The organism is Isoptericola sp. NPDC055881 (assembly GCF_053615895.1).
In genome coordinates this window covers 1,658-28,126 of the sequence record NZ_JBSHCR010000028.1, presented here as the reverse complement: position 1 = coordinate 28,126, position 26,469 = coordinate 1,658, and the positions used below count along the sequence as shown (strand labels likewise).

Genomic DNA, 26,469 nt, shown 5'->3' with positions numbered 1-26,469 from the left:
TCGCGACCGCTCCGTGAAATGAACCCCCGGCCGTCGGTGTTCGTGTCTAGGGTGCTGTACTCCGGGGGCGCTTCCCGCCCGGGCAGGTGACCACCCGGGCCGCACGAGAGGGGATGCCATGACCGACAACCCTGTCCGCCCGGACACGTCGGGGCTGCCGACCGGACCGAGCCACGACGCCCAGCTCGCCCTCCTCGCCGCGAAGAACGAGCGGCTCGCCGAGGCGCTCCGCGCCGCGCGCGACCAGATCGTCGAGCTCAAGGGCCAGATCGACGAGCTCGCCAAACCTCCGGGGACGTACGCCACGTTCCTCGCCGCCCACGAGGACGGCTCGGTCGACATCTCGTCGGCCGGCCGCAAGATGCACGTCCAGTCGAGCCCCTCGCTCGACGTCGAGGGCCTGCGTCCGGGCCAGGAGGTCAAGCTCAACGAGGCCATGACGGTCGTCGAGGCCGGCGGGTACGAGCGCACCGGCGAGCTGGTGACCGTCAAGGAGGTCCTCGACGCCGAGCGCGTCCTCGTCGTCGGGCGCGCCGACGAGGAGCGGGTCGTGCGCCTCGCCGGGTCCGTGGCCGACACCACGCTGCGCGTCGGGGACGCGCTCACGGTCGACGTGCGCAGCGGGTTCGTCTACGAGGTGGTGCCCAAGTCCGAGGTCGAGGAGCTGGTCCTCGAGGAGGTCCCGGACATCGCCTACGAGGACATCGGCGGGCTGGGGCCGCAGATCGAGCAGATCCGCGACGCCGTCGAGCTGCCCTTCGCCCACCCCGACCTGTTCCGCGAGCACGGGCTGCGCCCGCCCAAGGGCGTGCTGCTGTACGGCCCGCCCGGGTGCGGCAAGACGCTCATCGCGAAGGCCGTGGCGAGCTCGCTCGCCGGCATGGTGGCGTCCACCCGTGGCGGGGACCCGACGGCGAAGAGCTACTTCCTCAACGTCAAGGGCCCGGAGCTGCTCAACAAGTACGTCGGCGAGACCGAGCGGCACATCCGCCTGATCTTCGCCCGGGCCCGCGAGAAGGCGACCCAAGGCGCCCCCGTCGTCGTGTTCTTCGACGAGATGGAGTCGCTGTTCCGCACCCGCGGGACCGGCCTGTCCTCGGACGTCGAGACGACGATCGTGCCGCAGCTGCTCGCCGAGATCGACGGCGTCGAGCGCCTCGACAACGTCATCGTCATCGGCGCCTCGAACCGCGAGGACATGATCGACCCCGCGATCCTGCGGCCCGGCCGCCTGGACGTGAAGATCAAGATCGAGCGGCCCGACGCCGAGGGTGCGACCGAGATCTTCGGGAAGTACCTGACCCCGGCGCTGCCGATCCACCCCGACGACCTCGCGGAGCACGGGGGCAGCCAGACGGAGGCGCTCGGGGCCATGATCCGCAGCGTCGTGGAGCGGATGTACTCCGAGGACGAGGAGAACCAGTTCCTCGAGGTGACGTACGCGTCCGGGGACAAGGAGACCCTGTACTTCAAGGACTTCAACTCCGGCGCGATGATCCAGAACGTCGTGGACCGTGCCAAGAAGTCGGCCATCAAGGACTTCCTGGCGACCGGGCAGCGCGGCATCCGGGTGGAGCACCTGCTGTCGGCGTGCGTCGACGAGTTCAAGGAGAACGAGGACCTGCCCAACACGACCAACCCCGACGACTGGGCCCGGATCAGCGGCAAGAAGGGCGAGCGCATCGTCTTCATCCGCACGATCGTCCAGAAGAAGGGCGGCGACGGTGCTCCGCGCACCATCGACACCGTGACGAGCACCGGCCAGTACCTGTAGCGCGTCGTCGCCCGCGGTCACGCCGCGCGCGAGGATCGAGGTACCTGTCTCGACACCGTCCCCGGGGCGGCGTCGAGACAGGTACCTCGATCTCGTTCCCGGACACCTAGGGTGGTGGCGTGAGCGTTCGTCGCGTGATGGGGATCGAGACCGAGTACGGCGTGCTGGCACCGGGGCGGCCGATGGCCAACCCGATGCTGATGAGCTCGCAGGTGGTCATGACGTACCGCGCCCTCGTGGCCAGCGCGGGCGCCAGGCCGCCGGCGCGGTGGGACTACGACGACGAGGACCCGTTGCAGGACGCCCGCGGGTTCCACCTGCAGCGCGCCTCGGCGCACCCGTCGCTCCTGACCGACGACCCGTCCCGGCCCGCGCCGTCCGGCCCGGTGGGCGGTGCCGGCGACACGCCGGCCTCGGCGCAGGTCGCGTCCGCGGCCGGGACGCCGGGCGCGTCGGCGCGGGGCAGGGCGGCGTCGCGCCCGCCCCGGCAGCAGCCGGAGGAGGTGGAGCGCCCGGCGGCCGAGGACTACGACGACCCGAGCGCCGCGAACTGCATCCTCACCAACGGCGCGCGACTGTACGTCGACCACGCCCACCCGGAGTACTCGTCCCCGGAGGTGACGGGCCCGCGCGACGGCGTCCTGTGGGACGTGGCGGGCGAGCGGGTGATGCTCGCATCGGTCCGCGCGCTCGCGGAGGTGCCGGGCGGCGACGTCGTGCTCTACAAGAACAACGTCGACGGCAAGGGCGCCAGCTACGGGACGCACGAGAACTACCTCGTCGACCGCGGCCTGCCGTTCGGGACGCTCGTCGACCTGCTGACGCCGTTCCTCGTGACCCGCCAGGTCTTCACCGGGTCGGGCCGCGTGGGCCTCGGGCCCACCGGGGCCGAGGCGGGGTTCCAGCTCTCGCAGCGCGCGGACTACATCGAGGCCGAGGTGGGGCTGGAGACGACCCTGCGCCGTCCCATCGTCAACACGCGCGACGAGCCGCACGCGGACCGGACGCGCTGGCGCCGCCTGCACCTGATCATCGGCGACGCCAACCTCTTCGAGGTGGCGACGTTCCTCAAGCTCGGCACCACGTCCCTCGTGCTGTGGGTGCTCGAGCACCTGGACGAGCTGGCGGAGGCGGGCGTGGCGGCGCGGGCCGAGCTCGCGGCCCTGCGGCTGGTGGACCCGGTCGCGGACGTGCAGCGGGTCTCGCGCGACCTGGACCTGACGGCAACGCTCGAGCTCGCGGACGGCCGTCGCCTCACCGCCCTGCAGGTCCAGGAGGCGTACGCCGACGTCGCCGCCCGGTCGGTGGCGGCGCTCGCGGCCGGGGCGTCCGACGCCGAGACCGCCGACGTGCTCGACCGCTGGCGGTCGGTGCTGGGCCGGCTCGCCACCGACCCGGCGACCTGCGCGCGCGAGGTCGAGTGGGTGGCGAAGCGCCGGCTCCTGGAGGGGATGCGCTCGCGCGACGGTCTCGGCTGGGACCACCCGCGCCTGCACGCGCTGGACCTGCAGTGGACCGACGTGCGACCCGAGCGCGGCATCTACCACCGGCTCGTGGCGTCGGGGGCCGTGGAGCGGCTCGTCGACGACGAGCGGGTCGCCGACGCGGTCCACCACGCGCCGGCCGACACCCGCGCGTGGTTCCGCGGCGAGGTCATGGCGCGCTACGCCGACCAGGTGTCCGCGGCGAGCTGGGACTCCGTCATCTTCGACGTCCCCGGGGCGGCCGCCCTGCAACGGGTGCCGATGCTCGACCCGTCGCGCGGGACCCGGGCGCACATCGGCGCCCTGCTCGACGCCAGCCCGGACGCCGCAGCCCTGCTCAAGGGGCTGCGCGGAGGCGACTGACCGGCGGCGACGCCCTTGTCGGGGCCGCTCCGGGTGCCCTGCGGGTGGACTCGTTCAGCCCTGGGCGCAACGCGCGTGGACGTCGCCGCGCAGTGTCGCCCGCAGCGCATAGGCTGACGACGCGAGACTCTCCCCGGAGCTCCTCTCGGGGACTCCGCAGCAGCGAAGGAGGCGGACCATGGCCGGTCAGGAACGGATCAACCCGCAGCACGAGGACCGCACGCCCGACGACGACGCGGGCGCCCCCGCGCCGGTGGCCCCGGCGGCGACCGAGCGGGACGCCGAGGTGGACGCCCTCCTCGAGGAGATCGACGAGGTCCTGGAGACGAACGCCGAGTCGTTCGTCCGCGGCTTCGTCCAGAAGGGCGGTCAGTGATCGCCCATGACCAGCGCTGACACCTCGGGACGCCTGCCGGACGCGTTCCTGCGTCCTGGCTCGTCCTCGTTCGTGGACTTCCTCGCGGGGTACTCCCCGGACCTCCTGCCCGGCCGACGGCCCGGTTCCGGGGGTGCGTCCGCCGAGGGCCTGGCGCCGCACGCGACCACCATCGTGGCCCTGACGTTCGGGTCCGACGACGGCGGCCGCGGCGTGATCATGGCGGGCGACCGCCGGGCCACCGCGGGCAACCTCATCGCGAGCCGGGAGATGGAGAAGGTCTTCGCGGCCGACGCGTACTCGGTGGTCGGCATCGCCGGCTCGGCAGGCGTGGCGATCGAGCTCGTGCGGCTCTTCCAGCTCGAGCTGGAGCACTACGAGAAGATCGAGGGCTCGCTGCTGTCCCTCGACGGCAAGGCCAACCGTCTGTCGACCATGATCCGCGGGAACCTGCCGCTCGCCCTGCAGGGCCTCGCGGTGGTGCCGCTGTTCGCCGGCTACGACCTCGACCGCGGGTACGGCCGGCTGTTCAGCTACGACGTCACCGGTGGCCGGTACGAGGAGCACGACCACCACACGGTCGGGTCGGGCTCGGTGTTCGCGCGCGGCGCCCTGAAGAAGCTGTGGCGACCGGGGCTCGACGCCGACGCCGCCGTCGGCGTCGCGGTCGAGGCGCTCTACGACGCGGCGGACGACGACAGCGCGACCGGCGGCCCGGACCCCGTCCGGCAGATCTGGCCCGTCGTGACGGTCGTGACGGCGGACGGCGTGCGCCGGGTGGGCGACGACGAGCTGGCGGCGACGGTCGAGCGGATCGTCGCCGAGCGAGGGGCGGCGCACCGCGCCGCCCACGGGGACCGCCCTGCGGGCGGCGGGACGCGGGGAGGTGCGCGCGCATGACGATGCCGTTCTACGTCTCGCCCGAGCAGCTGATGAAGGACCGGGCCGACTTCGCCCGCAAGGGCATCGCCCGGGGCCGCTCGGTCGTCGTCCTGGCCTACGAGGGCGGCATCGCCTTCGCGACGGAGAACCCGTCGCGGGCGCTGCACAAGATCTCGGAGATCTACGACCGCATCGCGTTCGCCGCGGTGGGCAAGTACAACGAGTTCGAGAACCTCCGGGTCGCCGGCGTGCGGTACGCGGACCTGCGCGGGTACTCCTACGACCGCACCGACGTCACCGCGCGCGGGCTCGCGAACGCGTACGCCCAGACGCTCGGCACGGTGTTCACCACGGAGTCCAAGCCGCTCGAGGTGGAGCTGGTCGTCGCGGAGGTCGGGGCGACGCCGTCGGCCGACCAGATCTACCGGCTGTCCTACGACGGCTCGGTCGCGGACGAGCACGGCCACGTGGTCATGGGCGGCCAGGCGGAGCAGCTCGGCGCGCGCGTCGGCGAGGCCTGGCACGAGGGGATGTCCCTGGCCGAGACGATCGCGCTCGCGGTGCGGACGCTCGGCGCGGTCGGGGCGGACGGCTCGGTGGCTGCGCCGGGCGAGGAGCGCCAGATCGCACCCGCCGGCCTCGAGGTGGCGGTGCTGGAGCGCGGAGGCCGGCGGCGGGCGTTCCGCCGGCTGCAGGGTGCCGCGCTGGCCGGGCTGCTCGAGCAGCCGGGCGACTGAGACGGGCGAGCAGGGCCGACAGAGGGGAGACGTCGTGGACCGCAGGATCTTCGGTCTCGAGACCGAGTACGGAGTGACGTGCGCGGCGGACGACGGGCGCGGCCTGTCCGCGGACGAGGTGGCGCGCTACCTGTTCCGCAAGGTCGTGGCGTGGGGGAGGTCGTCGAACGTCTTCCTGCGCAACGGCTCCCGCCTCTACCTCGACGTCGGCTCGCACCCCGAGTACGCCACGGCCGAGTGCGACGACGTGCACCAGCTCGTGGCGTACGACCGGGGCGGCGAGCGCATCCTCGAGGGCCTCGTCGCCGACGCGCAGGAGCGACTCGAGCACGAGGGCCTGTCGGGCAAGGTGCACCTGTTCAAGAACAACACCGACTCGGCGGGGAACTCCTACGGCTGCCACGAGAACTACCTCGTGCGCCGGCAGGGGGACTTCTCCCGGCTGTCCGAGGTGCTGGTGCCGTTCCTCATCACCCGGCAGGTGCTCACCGGCGCGGGCAAGGTGCTCGCCACCCCGCGCGGGGCGGTGTACTGCCTGTCGCAGCGGGCCGACCACATCTGGGAGGCGGTCTCCAGCGCCACCACCCGGTCGCGCCCGATCATCAACACGCGCGACGAGCCGCACGCCGACGCCGAGAGCTACCGCCGCCTGCACGTCATCGTGGGCGACTCCTCGATGGCCGAGCCCACGACGATGCTCAAGGTCGGCGCGACGGACCTCGTGCTGCGTCTCGTCGAGGCCGGGGTGCCGATGCGCGACCTGTCGCTCGAGAACCCGATCCGCGCCATCCGGGAGATCAGCCACGACCGCACCGGCCTGCACCCCGTGCAGCTCGCCAACGGCCGCACGGCCACGGCGGTCGACATCCAGTGGGAGTACTTCCACCGGGTGCGCGAGCACGTGGACAGCCACGACGGCGCGACGCCCGTCGTCAAGCAGGTGCTGGACCTGTGGGAGCGCGGGCTGCGCGCCCTGGAGTCCGGCAACCTGTCGCTCGTCGAGCGCGAGCTCGACTGGGTGATCAAGCTGAACCTGATCGAGCGGTACCAAGCCAAGCACGACCTGCCGCTGGACGACCCGCGCATCGCCCGGCTCGACCTCGCCTACCACGACATCTCGCGGACCGAGGGGCTGTACAACCTGCTCGCCGCCCGCGGCATGGTGGAGCGCGTGGTCACCGACCTCGAGGTGTTCGAGTCGACGGCGGTCCCGCCGCCCACCACGCGGGCCAAGCTGCGCGGCGACTTCGTCCGCGCCGCGCAGGAGGCGCGACGCGACTACACCGTGGACTGGGTGCACCTGAAGCTGAACGACCAGGCGCAGCGCACGGTCCTGTGCAAGGACCCGTTCCGCAGCGTCGACGAGCGCGTCGACCGGCTGATCGAGTCCATGTAGCGGCGCACGGTGGGCGTCCGCGCGGCCGGGACCGGTGGCCGTGGCAGACTGTCGCGGTGCTCCGCCGACTGACCCTCCTGCTGGCCCTGCTACTCGGCGGCTCCCTCGTCCTCGGTGGTTGCGGCTCGTCGCTGCTGGGCGGGCTGGGCGACGGGCCGTCGTCGCAGCCGTCCGTGGCACCCGTGCAGGTGTCCGGTGCCGTCGGCGAGCCGCCCGCCCTCCACTACGAGCAGCCCTACGACGTGGTGCGCCCGGGTGCACGGACCGTGTGGCCGGGGTCGGGCGACGCCGTCGTCGACGACGAGCCGGTGCTGCTGAACATGTACGCCGAGAACGGGCGGGACGGCACCGTCATCTCCAGCACGTACATCGACGCCCCGGCCTGGTACACGATGTCGCCGGAGTCGCTCGGCTCCAACCTCTACGACACGCTGCGCGGCCAGAAGGTCGGCGCGCGCATGCTGCTCGTCGAGGAGGACGACGGGGTGCCGGTCATCCTGGTGGTCGACGTGCTGCCGACCCGCGCGTCCGGCGTCGAGGTGCCCGTCGCGGACGGCCTGCCGACGGTCGCTCGGGCCGACGACGGCACGCCGACCGTCCGGGTGCCGGCCAAGGGGGCGCCTCCGGAGGACCTGCAGGTGCAGCCGCTGCTGCGCGGGACCGGCCCCCAGGTGCAGGTCGGGCAGGTCGTCACGATGCGGTTCACGGCGGTGCGGTGGAGCGACGGCAAGCAGTTCGACACGACGTGGACTCCGGGAACCAGGCCGCAGTCCGCCACGATCGGCATCGGCCAGCTCGTGGACGGCCTGGACCAGGGGCTGGTCGAGCAGACCGTCGGCTCCCAGGTGCTGCTCGTCGTGCCCCCGAGCCTCGGCTACGGTGGCACCAGCAGCGACCTCGCCGGCGAGACCCTGGTCTACGTCGTGGACATCCTGGACGCGCACTTCCAGGTGACGGAAGACGAGTCCACCGGAAAGTCCACCGGAAAGTCCGCCGGGAAGTCCCAGGGCGACGACGGCGGAGAGCCGGAGCAGCAGCCCGGCGACGACAGCAAGGAAGGGTGAGTCCCGCATGTCCGTGGCCGTCCGTGTGATCCCGTGCCTCGACGTCGACGACGGGCGGGTCGTCAAGGGCGTCAACTTCACCCACCTGCGCGACGCCGGCGACCCCGTCGAGCTCGCCGCGCGCTACGACCGCGAGGGCGCGGACGAGGTGACGTTCCTCGACGTCTCGGCGTCGTCGGGCGACCGCGCCACCATGGTGGACGTGGTGCGCCGCACCGCCGACCAGGTCTTCGTCCCGCTCACGGTGGGTGGCGGGGTGCGCTCGACGGAGGACGTCGACCGCCTGCTGCGCGCCGGCGCGGACAAGGTGGGCGTGAACACGGCCGCCATCGCGCGCCCCGAGCTGGTGGCGGAGATCGCCGCCCGGTTCGGGCGCCAGGTCCTGACGCTGTCCGTCGACGCCCGCCGCGTCACCGGGGGGACGGTCACGCCCTCCGGCTTCGAGGTGACGACCCACGGCGGTCGCCGCGGCACCGGCCTCGACGCCGTCGAGTGGGCGGCGCGTGCCGCACACCTCGGCGCGGGCGAGATCCTGCTGAACTCCATGGACGCCGACGGCACCACCGCGGGCTTCGACCTCGAGATGCTCGCGGCCGTCCGGGAGCGGGTCGACGTGCCCCTCGTGGCGTCGGGCGGTGCCGGGGAGCCGGAGCACTTCGTGGCCGCGGCGCGCGCCGGCGCGGACGCGGTGCTCGCCGCCAGCGTCTTCCACTTCGGCGCCCTGACGGTCGGGCAGGTCAAGGACGCGCTCGCCGCCGCCGGCATCGAGGTCCGTCGATGAGCGGCTGTCGATGAGCGGCAGTCCCGGCACCGGCGCCCGTCGTCCGGAGGGGCTGACGCTCTCCGGTTCGCGGCTGCGCCGCTCGTGGACCCTCGTGTGGCGGGGCATGCGATCCGAACCCCGCCTGTACGTGCTGGCGGTGGGCGCCTCGGCGGTGTTCGGCGCGGCCACGGTGGCGGTGAGCCGCGCGGTCGGCTGGGCCACCGACGCCGTCGTCGTGCCCGCCGTCGCGGGGGACACCGCCGCGCAGGGGCGCATCTGGCTGGCCGGCCTCGTGCTCGCCGCCGTCGCCCTCACCCTCGCCCTCGGCGTCGCCGGCCGGCGTGTCTGGGCGGGCTACGGGTTCGCGGCCATCCAGGCGCACCACCGACGCGGCCTGTCCGGGCAGTACCTGCGCCTGCCGGTCTCCTGGCACCGCGCGCACCCGGCAGGGCGGCTCCTGTCGGCGGCGAGCGCCGACGTCGAGGCCGCCACCGGCGTGTTCAACCCGCTGCCCTTCGCGCTCGGCGTCGTCGTGATGATCGCCGTCGCCGCCGGGATGCTCCTGGCGGTCGACGTGTGGCTCGCCGTCGCGGCGCTCCTGGTCGTCCCGGCCGCCGTCGCCGCGAACGTCGTGTTCCAGCGGCACATGACGCCCGCCGTGACGCGCGCGCAGCAGCTGCGCGCCGAGGTGGCCGACGTCGCGCACGAGTCGTTCGAAGGGGCGCTCCTGGTCAAGTCGCTCGGCACCGCCGGCCGGGAGGAGGCCCGGTTCGCGGAGCGTACGGACGCGCTGCGGGCCGCCAACGTGCGCGTCGGCACGGTGCGGGCGATGTTCGACCCGGTCATCGAGCTGCTGCCGTCCCTGGGCACGCTCGTCGTGCTCGGCGTGGGGACCTGGCGGGCGTCGGTCGGGGCCGTCGACACGGGCGACGTCGTCACCGCCGCCTACCTGCTGACCGTCATGGCGGTGCCCGTGCGCGCGTTCGGCTGGGTCCTCGGTGAGCTGCCGCGCGCCCTCGTGGGCTACGACCGGATCGCCGGGGTGCTCGACGCCCCGGTCACCCTCGTGGCCGGCGAGCACGCCCTGCCCCGGGCGGGGGGCGGGCTGGGGGTGCGGCTCGACGGCGTCGGCGTCGACGTCCCGGCGGCCGGGGCCACGTCCACGCTGCTCGACGGCGTGGACCTCGACGTGGCGCCCGGCGCCACCGTCGCCGTGGTGGGCAGCACCGGGGCGGGCAAGACCACCCTGGTGTCGCTGCTCGCCCGGCTGAGCGACCCCACCCGGGGACGGGTGCTGCTCGACGGGGCCGACGTGCGGGACCTCGCCGCCGGCGAGATCCCCGCGCAGGTCGCGCTCGTCACCCAGCAGACCTTCGTCTTCGAGGACACCGTCCGCGCGAACGTCAGCCTCGCCGACGTCGGGGACGACGGCGCGCCCGACGACGCCGCCGTCTGGGAGGCGCTGCGCGTGGCCCGCGTGGACGACGTCGTGCGCGAGCTGCCGGGCGGGCTCGACGCACCCCTCGGCGAGCGGGGCGCCAACCTGTCGGGCGGCCAGCGGCAGCGGCTCGCCATCGCGCGGGCGCTGGTCCGCCGGCCACGGCTGCTCGTGCTGGACGACGCCACCTCGGCGGTTGACCCGCGCGTGGAGTCGGAGATTCTCGGCTCCCTGTCCAGCGTGCGTGCCGCCGACGGTGCACGCGCCACGACGGTCGTCATGGTCGCCTACCGCATGTCGTCGGTCGCGCTGGCCGACGTCGTGGTGCACCTGGAGGGCGGGCGCGTGGTCGACGTCGGCCGGCACGAGGAGCTGCTCGACCGCGACGACGGGTACCGAGCGCTGGCCACCGCCTACGAGCGGGAGACCGCCCGGCGGGCACGCGAGGTCGCGGACGAGCGGGCCGCCGGGCAGGACGTGGACGACGCCGGACCGGAGCAGGACGGGGAGGGGGCCGCATGAGCGAGTCGCGCATCGCCGCCGCCAGCGACCTGGGCGTGCTCGCCACCCTCCGCCGAGGCGTGCAGATCTCCCCGCAGATCGTCGACGGCCTGTGGGTCACGCTGGCGCTCGCGGTCCTGGCCGCCGCGGGGCGCGTCGTCGTGCCCGTCGCGGTGCAGCGCACGATCGACGACGGCATCCTCGCCGCGGGTGGTCCCGACGCCGGGCGCGTCGCCCTGCTCACGGGGCTGGCCGCGGGGGCGGTGGTCGTCGCCGGCCTGTGCACGGCCGTGGTCAACGTGCGGCTGTTCCGCCGCACGGAGGCCGGCCTGGCGGCGCTGCGCGTGCAGGCGTTCCGGCACGTGCACGACCTGTCCACGCTGGCGCAGGGGACGGAGCGGCGGGGCGCGCTGGTGTCGCGGGTGACCTCCGACGTCGACACGATCTCGCTGTTCGTCCAGTGGGGCGGCATCCAGCTGCTCGTCTCCACGCTGCAGGTCCTCGTCGCCACGGCACTCATGGCGGTGTACTCCTGGCAGCTGACCCTCGTGGTGTGGGCGTGCTTCGTCCCGCTGTTCCTCCTGCTGCGCCGGGCGCAGGGCTCGGTCAACCGGGCCTACGCGGCCGTGCGGCAGGCCGTCGGCGCGATGCTCGGCGCGATCTCCGAGGCCGTGGTCGGCGCCGAGACCGTGCGTGCCTACGGCGTGGCCCGCCGCACGGGCCGCCGGGTGGACGCGGCGATCGAGGAGACCCGCGCGACACAGGCTCGCGCCCAGCTCCTCGTGTCGACCGTGTTCTCGAGCGGTGTGCTGGTCGCCAACCTGGTGCTCGCCGTGGTGGTGGTCGTCGGCACCCTGCTCGGGGTGGGCGGGGGGCTCACGGCGGGGCAGGTGGTGGCGTTCCTGTTCCTGGTGCAGCTCTTCACCGGGCCCGTGCAGCAGGCCACCGAGATCCTCAACGAGCTGCAGAACGCGGTGGCCGGCTGGCGGCGCGTGCTCGCCGTCCTGGAGACGCCGGTCGACGTGGCGGAGGCCGCGGACGCCGAGCCCAGCCCGCGCGGCCCCGCGGCGGTGACGCTGCGGGGTGTCCGGTTCGCGTACCCGGGCGGCCCGGAGGTGCTGCACGGGGTGGACCTGGAGATCCCCGCGCGCCGCAAGGTCGCCGTCGTCGGGCGGACGGGGTCCGGCAAGACGACGGTGGCCAAGCTCGTCACCCGGCTCATGGACCCGACCGCGGGCCAGGTGCTGCTGGACGGTGCCGACCTGCGCGGCCTGACCCTCGACTCGCTGCGGGAACGCGTGGTCCTGGTGCCCCAGGAGGGCTTCCTCTTCGACGGCACGGTCGCGGAGAACGTGGCGTACGGCCTGCGGGGCGACGACGCCGCGACCGGGGCGGGGGGTGCCGCGGTGGCAGCACGGGTCGCGGAGGCGGTCGACGCGCTCGGGCTGACGGACTGGGTCGCGGGCCTGCCGCAGGGCCTGGCGACCCCGGTCGGGCAGCGCGGCGAGGGGCTCAGCGCGGGGGAGCGGCAGCTGGTCGCGATCGCCCGCGCCTACCTCGCCGCGCCGGACCTGCTGGTGCTGGACGAGGCCACCTCCGCCGTGGACCCCGCCGCCGAGGTCCGGATCGCGCGGGCGCTGGACTCGCTGACCTCGGGCCGGTCCACCCTGACGATCGCGCACCGCCTCTCGACTGCCGAGGCGAGCGACCTCGTCGTGGTCGTCGACGAGGGCCGGGTGGTCGAGGTCGGCGGGCACGCCGAGCTGGCCGCGGCGGGCGGCGTGTACGCCCGGATGCACGCGAGCTGGGTGGCGCAGACGCGCTGAGCCTCCCGGGCCGCGGGCGGGGGACGCTGACCGGCGGACCTCGTCCCGAGGGGCGTCGCCGACGTGTCAAGATGCTCGGGTGACCACGCCCGCCCTCCCCGACGCACCCCTCGGCGCCGCGCACGACACCGTGCACGGCACCGCGCACGACGCCTCGCTCGACCCGGCGGTCGCGGCACGGCTCAAGCGCGACGAGCACGGCCTCGTCGCCGCTGTCGTGCAGCAGCACGACTCGGGCGAGGTGCTCATGCTGGGCTGGATGGACGACGAGGCGCTGCGCCGCACCCTCACCGAGGGCAGGGTGACGTTCTGGAGCCGGTCGCGGCAGGAGTACTGGCGCAAGGGGGACACCTCCGGGCACGCCCAGCTCGTGCGGTCCGTCGCCCTGGACTGCGACGGCGACGCCCTGCTCGTGCGCGTGCACCAGGTGGGCGCCGCGTGCCACACCGGCACCCGCACCTGCTTCGAGGCGGGCGGGGACCTGGGAGCCGTCGTCGCGCCCCTCCCGCCCGCGAGCCCGACCCCCGCCGACAGCCCGACCGACACCACCCAGGAGGACCGGTGACCACGCCCGCCGTCACGCAGCCCCACCCCGCCCCCGAGGCCGCCCCCGTGGCAGGCCCCTCGGCGCAGGACCTGGCGTGGGGCGCGACGTGGCCGGGCCTGGGCACGTTCCGCGCGCTGGCCGCCGACCGGCGCGTGATCCCCGTGGTGCGGCGCGTGCTGGCCGACGACGTGACCCCGGTCGGCCTTTACCGCACCCTCGCGCAGGACCGCCCGGGCACCTTCGTGCTGGAGTCCGCCGAGTCGTCGGGGGGCTGGTCGCAGTGGTCCTTCGTCGGGGTCGACTCGCGAGCCACCCTGACCGCCCGTGACGGGCAGGCCGTGTGGCACGGTGACGTGCCCGCCGGCATCCCCACCGAGGGCGACGTCGTCGACGTGCTCGGCGCGGCGCTGGAGGCGCTGCGCACGCCGCCCGTCGAGGGGCTCCCGCCGCTGACGGGCGGGCTCACCGGCGCGCTCGGGTGGGACGTCGTGCGGCACTGGGAGCCGACGCTCCCGGCGAACGCCCCCGACGAGCTCGGCGTGCCGGAGGTCGCCCTGAGCCTCGCGACCGACCTCGTCGCGATCGACCACCACACCGGCACCGTGTGGCTCATCGCCAACGCGATCAACGGCGACGGCACCGACGAGCGCGTGGACGAGGCGCACGCCGACGCCGTGGCCCGCCTCGACGCGATGCAGGCGCGCCTCGCCGCCCCGGCTCCCGCCGTGCCGACGGTGCTGCGCAGCCCGGACGAGGTGGCCGAGCCCGACCTCGAGTTCCGCTCCACGCGGGCAGAGTTCGAGGCGGCGGTGCGATCGGGCCAGGAGGCGATCCGCGACGGCGAGGTGTTCCAGGTGGTGCTCTCCCAGCGCCTCGGCCTGGACTGCCCGGCGGCGCCGCTGGACGTCTACCGGGCGCTGCGCACCATCAACCCCAGCCCGTACATGTACTACTTCCGCCTCACCGGGCCGGACGGGCGGGAGCTCTCCGTCGTCGGGTCCAGCCCGGAGACGCTGGTGAAGGTGACCGACGGGCACGTGACGACGTACCCGATCGCCGGCTCGCGTCCGCGCGGGGCCACGGTGGAGGAGGACGTCGCGCTCGGTGAGGAGCTGCTCGCCGACCCGAAGGAGCGCGCAGAGCACCTCATGCTGGTCGACCTGTCGCGCAACGACCTCGTCAAGGTGTGCGAGCCGACGTCGGTCGAGGTGGTCGAGTTCATGGCCACCCGCCGGTTCAGCCACATCATGCACCTGTGCTCCACCGTCGTCGGCCGGCTGCGGGCCGGTGCGACGGCGCTCGACACGCTGCGCGCGACGTTCCCCGCGGGCACCCTCTCCGGGGCGCCCAAGCCGCGGGCGATCGCGCTGATCGACGAGCTCGAGCCCGCGTCCCGCGGGATCTACGGCGGCACCGTCGGGTACTTCGACTTCGGCGGCAACATGGACATGGCCATCGCGATCCGCACGGCGTGCATCCGCGACGGCCGGGCGTGGGTGCAGGCCGGCGGCGGGATCGTCGCGGACTCGGTGCCCGCGCTGGAGTACGAGGAGTCGCGCAACAAGGCGGCCGCCGCGGTGCGCGCCGTGCAGCTGGCCGCGCGGTTCCGGGCGCTGTGAGCCGTGCGCACGACTGACGGGCAGGACGGACGGACAGGGCAGATGGACGGTACGGACGACATCGACCACATCGACGAGGCAGCGGGCACGGCCGGCCCCCACCCCACCCGGGGCCGCGGGCCGCTGCGTGCACGGTCGCGCGCGGTGTGGGCGGTGGTCGCCGTCGGCGGGCTCACCCTGGCGACGGCGTCGCCCACCTGGGTGAGCACCACCGTGTCGACGGCGCTCGAGCCGACGGTGGACATCACCGTGCCGGGCACGACGGCGGCACCTGCGGTCGCCGCTGCCGCGCTCGTGGTCGTCGCCGGCGGCGTCGCGCTCGCGATCGCCGGCCGCGCGGCGCGCTGGGTGGCGCTCGTCGTGGTCGCCCTGGCGGGCGCCCTCGCCGCGGCGTCGGCACTGACCGTGCTGGCCGACCCGCTGCCCGCCGCGACCACGGGGGCCTCGGACACGGCCGGGGTGACGGACCTCACCTCACCGGTCGCGGTGGCGGTGTGGCCGTGGCTGACCGTCGTGCTCGGCGCCCTGGCGGTGGTCGTCGTGGTGCTCGCCGCCGCCGGCGCCCCGGCCTGGGGAGCGACGTCCGGGCGCCACGAGCGCGCGCCCGCGACGCCTCGGGCGGGCGCTGCCGAGACCGGTGCCCGGCCCGCGGCCACGGCCCCGGGCGCGACGGGGGCGGCGCAGGACGCCGACGAGGCCGGACAGCACGACCCGCACGACGCCTGGGACGCGCTCTCCCGGGGCACGGACCCGTCCGCGGACCGCTAGGCTGGACCGCGCACCACGTCACGAAAGGGCATCACATTCCAATGACCGACAACCGCAACGCCGAGGTCGCCTACCTGCCCCCGGCCGTCCCGCCCACGAACCACGGCCACACCACCGCCGCGTGGACGGCGATGATCGGCATCATGGTGGGCGTGGCCGTCGGCGCCGTGGGGATGCTCCCCGACGTCTCCGACGTGTTGGTCTGGGTGGGCGCCGTGATCGTCGCGGGCGCCCTGGTGCTCGGCGCCGTGCTGCGCAACCTGGGCTTCGGCCAGGCGAAGCCGGGCGTGACGCCCCGCAAGGCGAGCTCGCGCCACTGAGCGCAGGACCTGACGTGCCACGGCGCGCGGCCTCCGCGAGGAGGGTGCGCGCCGTCGGCGTCCCACCGGCGTCTCACGGTCGGAGACGTGTCCGGGCCGTCCCGCGGACGGGCCTACGATGGCTGGCAGGACGTCGGTGCGGCGTCACGGGACGGGGAGGCAGACCATGACGGTCCTGGAGGACATCGTCGCGGGGGTCCGCGAGGACCTCGCGGTGCGCCAGGCGCGGACGTCGCTCGACGAGCTCAAGGAGCGCGCAGCACGCGTGCCCGGCGCGCTCGAGTGCTGCGGACGCCTGCTCTCGGAGGACCGGGTCGCGGTGATCGCCGAGGTGAAGCGATCCAGCCCCAGCAAGGGCGACCTGGCACCGATCTCCGACCCGGCGGCCCTGGCCGAGGAGTACGCCCGCGGCGGCGCCAGCGTGATCTCCGTGCTCACGGAGCAGCGGCGGTTCGGCGGCAGCCTCGCCGACCTCGACGCGGTGCGCTCCCGGGTGGACGTCCCGGTGCTGCGCAAGGACTTCGTCGTCACGCCTTACCAGGTGTGGGAGGCGCGCGCCCACGGGGCGGACCTGGTCCTGCTGATCGTCGCGGCCCTGGAGCAGACCGTGCTGACGTCGCTGATCGAGCGGGTGCACTCGCTCGGCATGACGGCGCTGGTCGAGGCCCACACCGCGGACGAGGTGCGCCGGGCGCTGGACGCCGGCGCCCGCGTCGTCGGGGTCAACGCCCGTGACCTCAAGACCCTCGAGGTAGACCGCTCGACCTTCGCGCGGCTCGCCCCGCTCATCCCGGACGACGTCGTGCGCGTCGCCGAGTCGGGCGTGCGCGGACCGCACGACGTGCTCGACTACGCGCGCTCGGGCGCGCACGCCGTCCTCGTCGGGGAGGCGCTGGTCACCGACGGTGCGCCGCGCCGCTCCGTCGCCGACCTGGTCGCCGCGGGGCAGCACCCCGCCCTGTGGTCGGTCCGCCCGGCGGCCCAGCCGTGACGTCCGCCCGGACGGCCCGCGGCGGGCCGCTCCGGTGGTCGTAGGACGCCGCACCGCCGAGGTCCTGCCGACCGGTACCCTCGGACGACCCTTCATGCAGACCCGCCGAGCGGTGACGACGAGAGACGGAGGACCCGTGCCCGAACAACCCGTACGGGAGGCGCTGACCGAGACCCTGGCGCACCAGGTGCTCGGGCGGCTGGCGGACGTCGAGGGCCCGTACTTCGGGCAGTTCGGCGGCCGATTCGTGCCCGAGGCCCTGATCGCCGCGCTCGACGAGCTCGAGACCGAGTACCGCAAGGCGCTGGGCGACCCCGCCTTCACCGACGAGCTGGCCCGGCTGCACCGTGAGTACACCGGCCGTCCGTCGCCCCTGACGGAGGTGCCCCGCTTCGCCGCGCACGCCGGCGGCCAGCGGGTCTTCCTCAAGCGCGAGGACCTCAACCACACGGGGTCGCACAAGATCAACAACGTGCTCGGCCAGGCGCTGCTGGTCAAGCGGATGGGCAAGACCCGCGTGATCGCGGAGACCGGCGCCGGCCAGCACGGCGTCGCCACCGCCACCGCGGCCGCCCTGCTCGACCTCGAGTGCGTCGTGTACATGGGCGAGGAGGACACGCAGCGCCAGGCGCTCAACGTCGCCCGGATGCGGCTGCTCGGCGCCGAGGTGATCCCGGTCAAGATCGGGTCGCGCACCCTCAAGGACGCGATCAACGAGGCGCTGCGCGACTGGGTGGCCAACGTCGAGACCACCCACTACCTGCTGGGCACGGTCACGGGGCCGCACCCGTTCCCGGAGATGGTGCGCGAGTTCCACCGCATCATCGGCGAGGAGGCGCGCGCCCAGATCCTCGAGCGCGCCGGGCGCCTGCCCGACGTCGTCGCGGCGTGCGTGGGTGGCGGGTCGAACGCGCTGGGCATCTTCAACGCGTTCCTCGACGACGAGGGCGTCGCGCTCTACGGGTTCGAGGCGGGCGGCGAGGGCGTCGAGTCCGGTCGGCACGCCGCGCGGTTCTCCGGCGGCGCCCCGGGCGTGCTGCACGGCGCCCGCTCCTACCTGCTGCAGGACGACGACGGCCAGACGCTGCCGAGCCACTCCGTCTCGGCGGGCCTGGACTACCCGAGCGTGGGGCCGGCGCACTCGTGGCTGCACGACCTGGGCCGGGCCACGTACGAGCCCGTGACCGACGACGAGGCCATGGAGGCGTTCCGCCTCCTGTGCCGCACCGAGGGGATCATCCCCGCGATCGAGTCCGCGCACGCCCTCGCCGGGGCGCTGCGCGTCGGCCGGGCCGCCGCGGAGGCGGGTCGCACCGACGAGATCGTCCTGGTGAACCTGTCGGGTCGCGGCGACAAGGACGTGGCGACCGCGGCGCGCTGGTTCGGGCTTCTCGACGAGCAGGCCGACGCCGACGCCCCGGGGACGCCGGAGGGGGACCAGTGAGCACCAGCACCGACGCCGCACCGACGGCCGTGTCGCCGGCGGCCTCGCCCACGGCCGCGCGGCTCGACGCCCTGCGTGCCGAGGGGCGCGCGGCCCTCGTCGGCTACCTGCCCGTCGGCTTCCCCGACGTGGACCGCTCGGTCGAGGCCGTCCTGGCGATGGTCGAGGCCGGGGTGGACGTCGTCGAGATCGGCGTCCCGTACACCGACCCCGTCATGGACGGGCCCGTGATCCAGCGTGCCGCGGAGTCGGCGCTGGCCGGCGGGGCACGGGTCCGCGACGTCTTCCGCGTGGTGGAGGCCGTGGCCGAGAGCTCGGGCGGCCGGGTGCCGGCCCTCGTGATGACGTACTGGAACGTGGTGCTGCGCCAGGGTGTCGACGTGTTCGCGCGCGACCTCGCCGGCGCCGGCGGCGCGGGCCTCATCACTCCCGACCTGATCCCCGACGAGGGCAAGGAGTGGATCGCCGCCTCCGACGCGCACGGGCTCGACCGCGTCTTCCTCGTCGCCCCCAGCTCCACCCCCGAGCGGCTGGCGCTGACCGCGCGCGCCTCGCGCGGCTTCGTGTACGCGGCGTCGACGATGGGCGTGACCGGAGCGCGGGCCCAGGTGGGCCCGCGGGCCGAGCAGCTCGTCGCGGACACCCGCGCGGCCGGCGCCGAGCACGTGTGCGTCGGTCTCGGCGTCTCGACGGGCGACCAGGCGGCGGAGGTCGGCCGGTACGCCGACGGCGTCATCGTCGGGTCGGCCTTCGTGCGCCCGCTGCTCACCGACCAGCCCTGGTCGCAGCGCCTCGACGCCCTGCGGGCGACGGTGGCGGACCTCGCCGACGGCGTGCGCCGGTCGCGCCGGGAGCCGGCCCTGCCCTCGGAGGAGCGTCCGTGAGCCCCGTGATCCTCGCGGCGTCCGTGCACGCCGCCGTCCCGAGCCCGCCGCAGCACACCTGGTACCTCGGCCCGGTCCCGATCCGGGCGTACGCGCTCGCCATCCTGGCGGGCATCGCGGTCGCGATCTGGATCACCACGAAGCGCTGGGTCGCCCGGGGCGGCGTGGCGGACGACGTGCTCGACATCGCGTTCTGGGCCGTGCCGTTCGGCATCGTCGGCGGCCGGCTGTACCACGTGATCAGCACCCCGGAGCCCTACTGGGGCGAGGGCGGGGACCCGGTACGGGCCCTGTACGTGTGGGAGGGCGGCCTGGGGATCTGGGGCGCCGTCGCGCTCGGCGCCATCGGGGCGCTCATCGGCTGCCGCCGCAAGGGCGTGCGGCTGAGCAGCTTCGCCGACGCCCTGGCCCCTGGCCTGCTCGTGGCGCAGGCGATCGGGCGCCTCGGGAACTGGTTCAACCAGGAGCTCTTCGGTGCCCCCACGACCCTGCCCTGGGGCCTGCGGATCGACCCGCAGTACCTCCCGATCGACCCGTCCACGGGCGCGGCGTACGCCGAGGGGACGCTCTTCCACCCCACGTTCCTGTACGAGCTGCTCTGGAACCTCGCCGCGGCGGCGTTCCTGGTCTGGCTCGACCGTCGGTACAGGCTCGGTCATGGGCGGGTATTCTGGGCCTACGTCGCGCTCTACACTCTCGGCAGGGTGTGGATCGAGATGCTCCGCATCGACACCGCCGAGCACGTGCTCGGGCTGCGTCTGAACGTGTGGACGTCGATCATCGTGGGCCTCGGGGCCCTCGTCGCGTTCGTCCTCATCGGCAGGCGTCACCCGGAGCGGGAGGACGGGGTCGAGCTGCCGGGTCGCGGACGCGGCGGGCAGGTGGGGGAGCAGGACACCCGGGACGGGTCGGCGCAGGCCGACGCGGACGACCAGCAGAACACCGAGCTCGACACCTCGAGCACCGCGCACGCCGGGGCCGCCACGGGCGCCCCCGGCCGGGACGACCGCCGCGACAGCGGTGGCGGCCCGCACCGTGCCGACACGGACGGCGCCGGACCCGACCAGGGTCCGGCCGGCCGCGCCTGAGGCGACTCCCTCCCGGGGTACCACCCGGGTGGGGCGCCTGATGTTTCCGACGGGCCGACGACGTCCCGACCACCATTGAGCATGACGCGCCCGCGTGCGGGCGTGCAGGAGGACGGTGTTGATGACCACGCCGCAGCATCGGGTCGCGCGGCCCTCGGCCCAGGGCCTCTACGACCCCACGGCAGAGCACGACGCGTGCGGTGTCGCGTTCGTCGCGACCCTGCGAGGGACGCCCGGCCGAGACATCGTGGACGCGGGCCTGACGGCCCTGCTGAACCTCGACCACCGCGGAGCGGTGGGCGCCGAGGAGAACAGCGGTGACGGGGCAGGGATCCTCACGCAGATCCCGGACGCCTTCGTCCGCGACGTCGTCGCGGCGGAGCTCCCGCCCGCCGGCCACTACGCGATCGGCATGGCCTTCCTGCCGCAGGACGTGGCCGAGGCCGACGCCCTCGCGCGCCAGTTCGAGGCGATCGCGGCGGAGGAGAAGCTCGACGTGCTCGCGTGGCGCGACGTGCCGGTGACGGCCGACCTGGTCGGCCCGACGGCACGCGCGTCGATGCCCCTGTTCCGGCAGGTCGTCGTCGCGGCGCCGTCGCGCGAGCTGGCGGGCCTCGAGCTCGACCGGCGCACGTACCGCCTGCGCAAGCGCGCGCAGCACGAGCTGGACCTGTTCCTCGCGTCCCTGTCGAGCCGCACCCTGACGTACAAGGGCATGCTCACGACCGCGCAGCTCGAGCCGTTCTTCCCGGACCTGTCCGACCCGCGCTACGCGTCGGAGATCGCGCTGGTCCACTCGCGCTTCTCCACGAACACGTTCCCGTCATGGCCCCTGGCGCAGCCGTTCCGGCTCGTGGCGCACAACGGCGAGATCAACACGGTGCGCGGCAACCGCAACTGGATGGCCGCCCGCGAGGGGACGCTGGCCAGCGAGGAGCTCGGCGACCTCACGTCGCTCCTGCCGGTGTGCACGGAGGGCTCCAGCGACTCCGCGAGCCTCGACGAGGTGCTGGAGCTGCTCCACCTGGGCGGGCGCTCCCTGCCCCACGCGGTGCTGATGATGCTCCCGGAGGCGTGGGAGAACCACGCCGAGATGGACCCCGCGCGCCGGGCGTTCTACCAGTACCACGCGAACCTCATCGAGCCCTGGGACGGGCCCGCCTGCCTCACGTTCACGGACGGCACGCTCATCGGTGCGGTCCTGGACCGCAACGGGCTGCGCCCGGGGCGCTACTGGGTCACGGAGGACGGGCTCGTCGTGCTCGCGTCCGAGGCCGGTGTCCTCGACCTCGACCCGGCCACGATCGTGCGCAAGGGCCGCCTGGAGCCGGGCCGCATGTTCCTGGTCGATACCGCCCAGGGACGGATCGTCGAGGACGACGAGCTCAAGTCGCAGCTCGCCGCCCAGCGCCCCTACGCGCGCTGGATCGAGGAGAACTCGATCTCGCTCGAGTCGCTGCCCGAGCGTGAGCACGTGGCGCACAGCCCGGCCTCGGTGCAGCGGCGCCAGCGGGCCTTCGGCTACACCTCCGAAGAGCTCAAGATCATCCTGACCCCGATGGCGAACCAGGGCGCGGAGCCCCTCGGCGCCATGGGGTCGGACACGCCGGTGGCCGTGCTCTCCAGCCGGCCGCGCCTGCTGTTCGACTACTTCACGCAGATGTTCGCGCAGGTGACCAACCCGCCGCTGGACGCGATCCGCGAGGAGCTCGTCACGTCGATCGGCGGCGCGATCGGTCCCGAGCCGAACCTGCTGTCGGACGACCCGAAGCACGCGCGCAAGCTCGTGCTGCCGTTCCCGGTGCTCGACAACGACGAGCTGGCCAAGATCGTGCGCATCGACCGCGACGAGCGCCTCGAGGGCGAGTTCCGGGCGCACATGGTCCGGGGCCTGTACGAGGTCTCGGGCGGCGGACGTGCGCTCCAGGCCCGCCTCGAGGAGATCTTCGCCGAGGTCGACGCCGAGATCGAGGCGGGGGCCACGCACATCGTGCTGTCCGACCGTGACTCGGACTCCGAGCTGGCGCCGATCCCGTCGCTGCTGCTCACGAGCGCCGTGCACCACCACCTCCTGCGCCGGCAGACCCGCACGCGGATCTCGCTGGTCGTCGAGGCGGGGGACGTGCGCGAGGTGCACCACGTCGCGCTCCTCATCGGCTACGGCGCGGCGGCGGTCAACCCGTACCTCGCCATGGAGACGGTCGAGGACCTCGCGCTGCGCGGGTACCTCGACGTCAGCCCCGAGAAGTCCGTCGCGAACCTCATCAAGGCCCTCGGCAAGGGCGTGCTCAAGGTGATGAGCAAGATGGGCATCTCGACGATCATGTCGTACCGGGGCGCCCAGATCTTCGAGGCCGTCGGGCTCTCGCACGAGCTGGTGGACGACTACTTCACGGGGACGACCAGCCGGCTCGCCGGCATCGGGCTCGACGTCATCGCGGCCGAGGTCGCGGCGCGCCACGCCGAGGCGTACCCGGCGTCGGGCAACCACAAGCCCCACCAGCGACTCACGAGCGGCGGCGAGTACCAGTGGCGCCGGGACGGCGAGGAGCACCTGTTCGACCCGGAGACCGTGTTCCGGCTCCAGCACGCCACGCGCACGGGCCGGATGGACATCTTCCGGCAGTACACGCGTCGCGTGGACGAGCAGTCGCGCCGGCTCATGACGCTGCGCGGCCTCCTGCGGTTCACGCCCGACCGTGAGCCGGTCCCGATCGACGAGGTCGAGCCGGTCAGCGAGATCGTCAAGCGGTTCAACACCGGCGCGATGTCCTACGGGTCGATCTCGGCCGAGGCCCACGAGACCCTCGCGATCGCCATGAACCGTCTCGGCGGGCGGTCCAACACCGGTGAGGGTGGCGAGGACCCGGAGCGCCTGTACGACCCCGAGCGTCGCTCGCGGGTCAAGCAGATCGCGTCCGGCCGGTTCGGCGTGACGAGCGAGTACCTCACGCACGCGGACGACATCCAGATCAAGCTCGCCCAGGGCGCGAAGCCGGGCGAGGGCGGCCAGCTGCCCGGCCCCAAGGTGTACCCCTGGGTCGCCCGGACGCGGCACTCCACGCCCGGCGTCGGCCTCATCTCGCCGCCGCCGCACCACGACATCTACTCGATCGAGGACCTGGCGCAGCTGATCCACGACGCCAAGAACGCCAACCCGTCGGCCCGTGTGCACGTGAAGCTCGTCTCCGAGTTCGGCGTCGGCACCGTGGCCACGGGCGTGTCCAAGGCGCACGCGGACGTCGTGCTCATCTCCGGCCACGACGGCGGTACGGGCGCGAGCCCGCTGACGTCGCTCAAGCACGCGGGGACGCCCTGGGAGATCGGCCTGGCCGAGACTCAGCAGACCCTCGTGCTGAACAACCTGCGCGACCGCATCGTGGTGCAGGTGGACGGCCAGATGAAGACCGGGCGCGACGTCGTCGTGGCCGCGCTGCTGGGCGCCGAGGAGTTCGGCTTCGCCACGGCGCCGATGGTGGTCTCCGGCTGCGTCATGATGCGCGTCTGCCACCTCGACACCTGCCCGGTGGGCGTCGCGACGCAGAACCCGGAGCTGCGCAAGCGGTTCACGGGCAAGCCCGAGTTCGTGGTGAACTTCTTCGAGTTCATCGCGCAGGAGGTCCGCGAGCACCTGGCGTCGCTCGGCTTCCGCTCGATCGAGGAGGCCGTGGGTCACGTCGAGGCGCTCGACACCCGCAAGGCCGTGGACCACTGGAAGGCAGAGGGCCTGGACCTGGCCCCGGTGCTCGCCGCCCCGTCGGCGGCGGACGGCGCCGTCCTGCACCAGGCGGTGACACAGGACCACGGTCTGGCCAAGGCGCTCGACAACCAGCTGATCGACCAGGCGCGGCCCGCGCTCGAGGACGCGCTGCCGGTGCGGATCGAGCTTCCCGTGCGCAACGTCAACCGGACGGTCGGCACCATGCTCGGCCACGAGGTGACCAAGCGGTACCGCGGCGCCGGCCTGCCGGACGACACGATCGACGTCACCCTCACGGGCTCCGCCGGCCAGTCGCTCGGCGCGTTCCTCCCGCACGGGGTGACGCTGCGCCTGTACGGCGACGCCAACGACTACGTCGGCAAGGGCCTGTCGGGCGGCCGCATCGTGGTCCGCCCGGACCGTTCGGCCGTGCTCGAGGGTGCTGCCAACGTGGTGGCGGGCAACGTCATCGGCTACGGCGCGACCTCGGGCGAGATCCTGCTGCGCGGTCGCGTCGGCGAGCGTTTCGGCGTGCGCAACTCGGGCGCCACGCTGGTCGTGGAGGGCGTGGGCGACCACGGCTGCGAGTACATGACCGGTGGCACCGTGCTGGTGCTCGGCCCGACGGGCCGCAACTTCGGCGCGGGCATGTCGGGTGGTGTCGCGTACGTGCTCAACCTGCGCGACGTGGCGATGAACACGCAGTCGGTGGCCGCGGGCGAGCTCCAGGTGGGGCCGCTCGACGACGCCGACTGGGACAGCGTGCGCGCCCTGCTGGAGCGGCACCTCGCGGAGACCGGCTCGCCCGTGGCGGCCGAGCTCCTCGAGGACGACGGCGCGCGGGCGCGGTTCTCGCGGGTGCTGCCCGCGGGCTGGGCCCGCGTGCGGGCGGCGCTGGCCGAGGCCGAGGCCGCCGGGAAGACGCTGGGCGAGGGCGACGACTTCGACCCGGCGATGTGGGAGCAGATCATGGAGGTGGCGCGTGGCTGACCCCCGCGGATTCCTGAAGGTGCGGGAGCGCGAGCTCCCGCCGAACCGCCCGGTCGAGGTGCGGCTGCGTGACTGGAAGGACACGCACGCCCACCGGGAGGACGGGCAGCCGTTCCTCAAGGAGCAGGCGGGACGCTGCATGGACTGCGGCATCCCGTTCTGCCACCAGGGCTGCCCGTTGGGCAACCTGATCCCGGAGTGGAACGACCTGGTGTGGCGCGGTCAGTGGGCCGACGCCGTGGAGCGTCTGCACGCGACCAACAACTTCCCCGAGTTCACCGGTCGCGTCTGCCCGGCGCCCTGCGAGACCAGCTGCGTGCTCGGCATCAACCAGCCCGCGGTGACGATCAAGAACGTCGAGGTCTCGATCATCGACGAGGCGTTCGCCCGCGGCCTGGTCACGCCCCAGGTCCCGCAGCGCCTCACGGGCTCGACCGTGGCCGTGGTGGGGTCCGGCCCCGCGGGCCTGGCGGCGGCCCAGCAGCTGACCCGGGCGGGCCACACCGTCGTCGTGTACGAGCGCGACGACGCCATCGGTGGCCTGCTGCGCTACGGCATCCCGGACTTCAAGCTGGAGAAGCTCCACATCGAGCGCCGGCTGGCGCAGATGGAGGCCGAGGGCACCCGGTTCCGCCCGGGCGTCGCCATCGGGCGTGACATCACGTGGGACGCGCTGCGCCGCCGGTTCGACGCCGTCGTGGTGGCCACCGGCGCGACCGTGCCGCGCGACCTGGCGCTGCCGGGCCGCGACCTGCCGGGCATCCACTTCGCGATGGACTTCCTCACGCCGGCGAACAAGGCCGCGGCGGGGAACCCCGTCGAGGGCGCCCCGACGGCCGAGGGCAAGCACGTCGTGATCATCGGCGGCGGCGACACGGGCTCGGACTGCCTGGGCACCTCGCTGCGCCAGGGTGCGGCGAGCGTGACGACCCTGGCGATCGGCAAGAAGCCGCCGCTCGAGCGTCCGGCGGGCCAGCCGTGGCCGACCGACCCGATCGTGTTCGAGGTCTCCACGTCTCACGAGGAGGGTGGGGAGCGCAGCTACCTGGCCTCGACGGTAGAATTCGTGGGCGGCGAGGACGGGAACGTCCGGGCCCTGCGGGTCGCGGAGACGGAGTACCTGCCGGACGGCCGCCGGGTGCCCCGGGCGGGCACCGAGCGGGAGATCCCCGCCGACCTGGTCCTGATCGCGATGGGCTTCACCGGTCCGGAGACGGACGAGCTGGTCACCCAGACCGGCGCGGAGCTCACCACCCGCGGGCTGGTCCGGCGCGGCGACGACTACGCCACCAGCCTGCCCGGCGTGTACGCGACGGGCGACGCGGGTCGCGGGCAGTCCCTGATCGTCTGGGCGATCGCGGAGGGCCGTGCGACGGCGGCCGCGGTCGACGCCTACCTGCAGGGCAGCAGCGAGCTGCCCGCGCCGGTGGGCCCGCGGACGGTCGCGCTGCGAGGATAAGAAGTAGAACGAAGAAGCAGTACCCGGGTGCCGATCGGCACCCGGGGGCCGCCCC

20 protein-coding genes are annotated in these 26,469 nt (G+C 74.0%); all 20 read left to right on the top strand.

Annotation, left to right across the window (positions count from 1 at the left end):
- Nucleotides 1-118: 118 nt before the first annotated feature.
- The 20 genes from arc to ACWGKI_RS10465 all read left to right on the top strand — a co-directional run bounded on the left by arc (nt 119) and on the right by ACWGKI_RS10465 (nt 26,414).
- On the top strand, nt 119-1,774 hold the full coding sequence (gene arc, locus ACWGKI_RS10560; RefSeq protein WP_452186774.1) for a proteasome ATPase: 1,656 nt from the start codon (nt 119-121) through the stop codon (nt 1,772-1,774).
- Nucleotides 1,775-1,911: 137 nt separating this feature from the next.
- The gene (gene dop / locus ACWGKI_RS10555) at nt 1,912-3,621 is read left to right on the top strand and encodes a depupylase/deamidase Dop (RefSeq protein WP_452186813.1); all 1,710 of its coding nucleotides are present in this window, start codon (nt 1,912-1,914) and stop codon (nt 3,619-3,621) included.
- 178 nt (nt 3,622-3,799) lie between these two features.
- Nucleotides 3,800-3,997, top strand: coding sequence for a ubiquitin-like protein Pup (locus ACWGKI_RS10550; RefSeq protein ID WP_380241378.1), 198 nt, complete (start codon nt 3,800-3,802; stop codon nt 3,995-3,997).
- A 6-nt stretch (nt 3,998-4,003) separates the two neighbouring features.
- Nucleotides 4,004-4,897 (top strand): proteasome subunit beta, encoded by an 894-nt coding sequence (gene prcB / locus ACWGKI_RS10545; RefSeq protein ID WP_452186771.1) that lies wholly within the window; start codon nt 4,004-4,006, stop codon nt 4,895-4,897.
- On the top strand, nt 4,894-5,616 hold the full coding sequence (gene prcA, locus ACWGKI_RS10540; RefSeq protein WP_380241384.1) for a proteasome subunit alpha: 723 nt from the start codon (nt 4,894-4,896) through the stop codon (nt 5,614-5,616). Before prcB ends, prcA begins: the two co-directional genes overlap by 4 nt.
- A 34-nt stretch (nt 5,617-5,650) precedes the next feature.
- Nucleotides 5,651-7,012: a Pup--protein ligase gene (gene pafA / locus ACWGKI_RS10535; RefSeq protein ID WP_380241386.1), complete on the top strand. Its 1,362-nt coding sequence runs from the start codon at nt 5,651-5,653 to the stop codon at nt 7,010-7,012.
- 56 nt (nt 7,013-7,068) lie between these two features.
- Entirely contained in the window at nt 7,069-8,076 is a 1,008-nt protein-coding gene (locus ACWGKI_RS10530) for an FKBP-type peptidyl-prolyl cis-trans isomerase (RefSeq protein ID WP_452186769.1), read from the top strand.
- A 7-nt stretch (nt 8,077-8,083) separates the two neighbouring features.
- Nucleotides 8,084-8,857 carry an imidazole glycerol phosphate synthase subunit HisF gene (hisF, locus tag ACWGKI_RS10525; RefSeq protein WP_380241390.1) on the top strand — a complete coding sequence of 258 codons (774 nt, stop codon included), beginning with the start codon at nt 8,084-8,086 and terminating at the stop codon, nt 8,855-8,857.
- Nucleotides 8,858-8,867: 10 nt separating this feature from the next.
- Nucleotides 8,868-10,799 carry an ABC transporter ATP-binding protein gene (locus tag ACWGKI_RS10520; protein WP_452186767.1) on the top strand — a complete coding sequence of 644 codons (1,932 nt, stop codon included), beginning with the start codon at nt 8,868-8,870 and terminating at the stop codon, nt 10,797-10,799.
- Nucleotides 10,796-12,604, top strand: coding sequence for an ABC transporter ATP-binding protein (locus ACWGKI_RS10515; RefSeq protein ID WP_452186765.1), 1,809 nt, complete (start codon nt 10,796-10,798; stop codon nt 12,602-12,604). Before ACWGKI_RS10520 ends, ACWGKI_RS10515 begins: the two co-directional genes overlap by 4 nt.
- A gap of 130 nt (nt 12,605-12,734) precedes the next feature.
- Nucleotides 12,735-13,169, top strand: a complete 435-nt coding sequence (gene hisI / locus ACWGKI_RS10510) for a phosphoribosyl-AMP cyclohydrolase (RefSeq protein ID WP_452186811.1) — start codon at nt 12,735-12,737, stop codon at nt 13,167-13,169.
- Between the two features lie 47 nt (nt 13,170-13,216).
- Nucleotides 13,217-14,770: an anthranilate synthase component I gene (locus ACWGKI_RS10505; RefSeq protein WP_380241418.1), complete on the top strand. Its 1,554-nt coding sequence runs from the start codon at nt 13,217-13,219 to the stop codon at nt 14,768-14,770.
- A 42-nt stretch (nt 14,771-14,812) separates the two neighbouring features.
- Nucleotides 14,813-15,538: a Trp biosynthesis-associated membrane protein gene (locus ACWGKI_RS10500; protein ID WP_452186763.1), complete on the top strand. Its 726-nt coding sequence runs from the start codon at nt 14,813-14,815 to the stop codon at nt 15,536-15,538.
- 41 nt (nt 15,539-15,579) lie between these two features.
- Complete coding sequence (locus tag ACWGKI_RS10495; RefSeq protein WP_452186761.1) at nt 15,580-15,858, top strand: HGxxPAAW family protein; 279 nt, start codon at nt 15,580-15,582, stop codon at nt 15,856-15,858.
- Between the two features lie 166 nt (nt 15,859-16,024).
- The gene (gene trpC / locus ACWGKI_RS10490; protein ID WP_380241402.1) at nt 16,025-16,849 is read left to right on the top strand and encodes an indole-3-glycerol phosphate synthase TrpC; all 825 of its coding nucleotides are present in this window, start codon (nt 16,025-16,027) and stop codon (nt 16,847-16,849) included.
- Between the two features lie 94 nt (nt 16,850-16,943).
- Nucleotides 16,944-18,293 carry a tryptophan synthase subunit beta gene (trpB, locus tag ACWGKI_RS10485; RefSeq protein WP_452186759.1) on the top strand — a complete coding sequence of 450 codons (1,350 nt, stop codon included), beginning with the start codon at nt 16,944-16,946 and terminating at the stop codon, nt 18,291-18,293.
- Nucleotides 18,290-19,177 (top strand): tryptophan synthase subunit alpha, encoded by an 888-nt coding sequence (gene trpA / locus ACWGKI_RS10480; RefSeq protein ID WP_452186757.1) that lies wholly within the window; start codon nt 18,290-18,292, stop codon nt 19,175-19,177. Before trpB ends, trpA begins: the two co-directional genes overlap by 4 nt.
- A gap of 5 nt (nt 19,178-19,182) precedes the next feature.
- Nucleotides 19,183-20,265 (top strand): prolipoprotein diacylglyceryl transferase, encoded by a 1,083-nt coding sequence (gene lgt / locus ACWGKI_RS10475; RefSeq protein ID WP_452186809.1) that lies wholly within the window; start codon nt 19,183-19,185, stop codon nt 20,263-20,265.
- 121 nt (nt 20,266-20,386) lie between these two features.
- The gene (gene gltB, locus ACWGKI_RS10470; RefSeq protein WP_452186755.1) at nt 20,387-24,955 is read left to right on the top strand and encodes a glutamate synthase large subunit; all 4,569 of its coding nucleotides are present in this window, start codon (nt 20,387-20,389) and stop codon (nt 24,953-24,955) included.
- Nucleotides 24,948-26,414 (top strand): glutamate synthase subunit beta, encoded by a 1,467-nt coding sequence (locus ACWGKI_RS10465; RefSeq protein WP_452186753.1) that lies wholly within the window; start codon nt 24,948-24,950, stop codon nt 26,412-26,414. Before gltB ends, ACWGKI_RS10465 begins: the two co-directional genes overlap by 8 nt.
- The last annotated feature ends 55 nt before the right edge of the window (nt 26,415-26,469 follow it).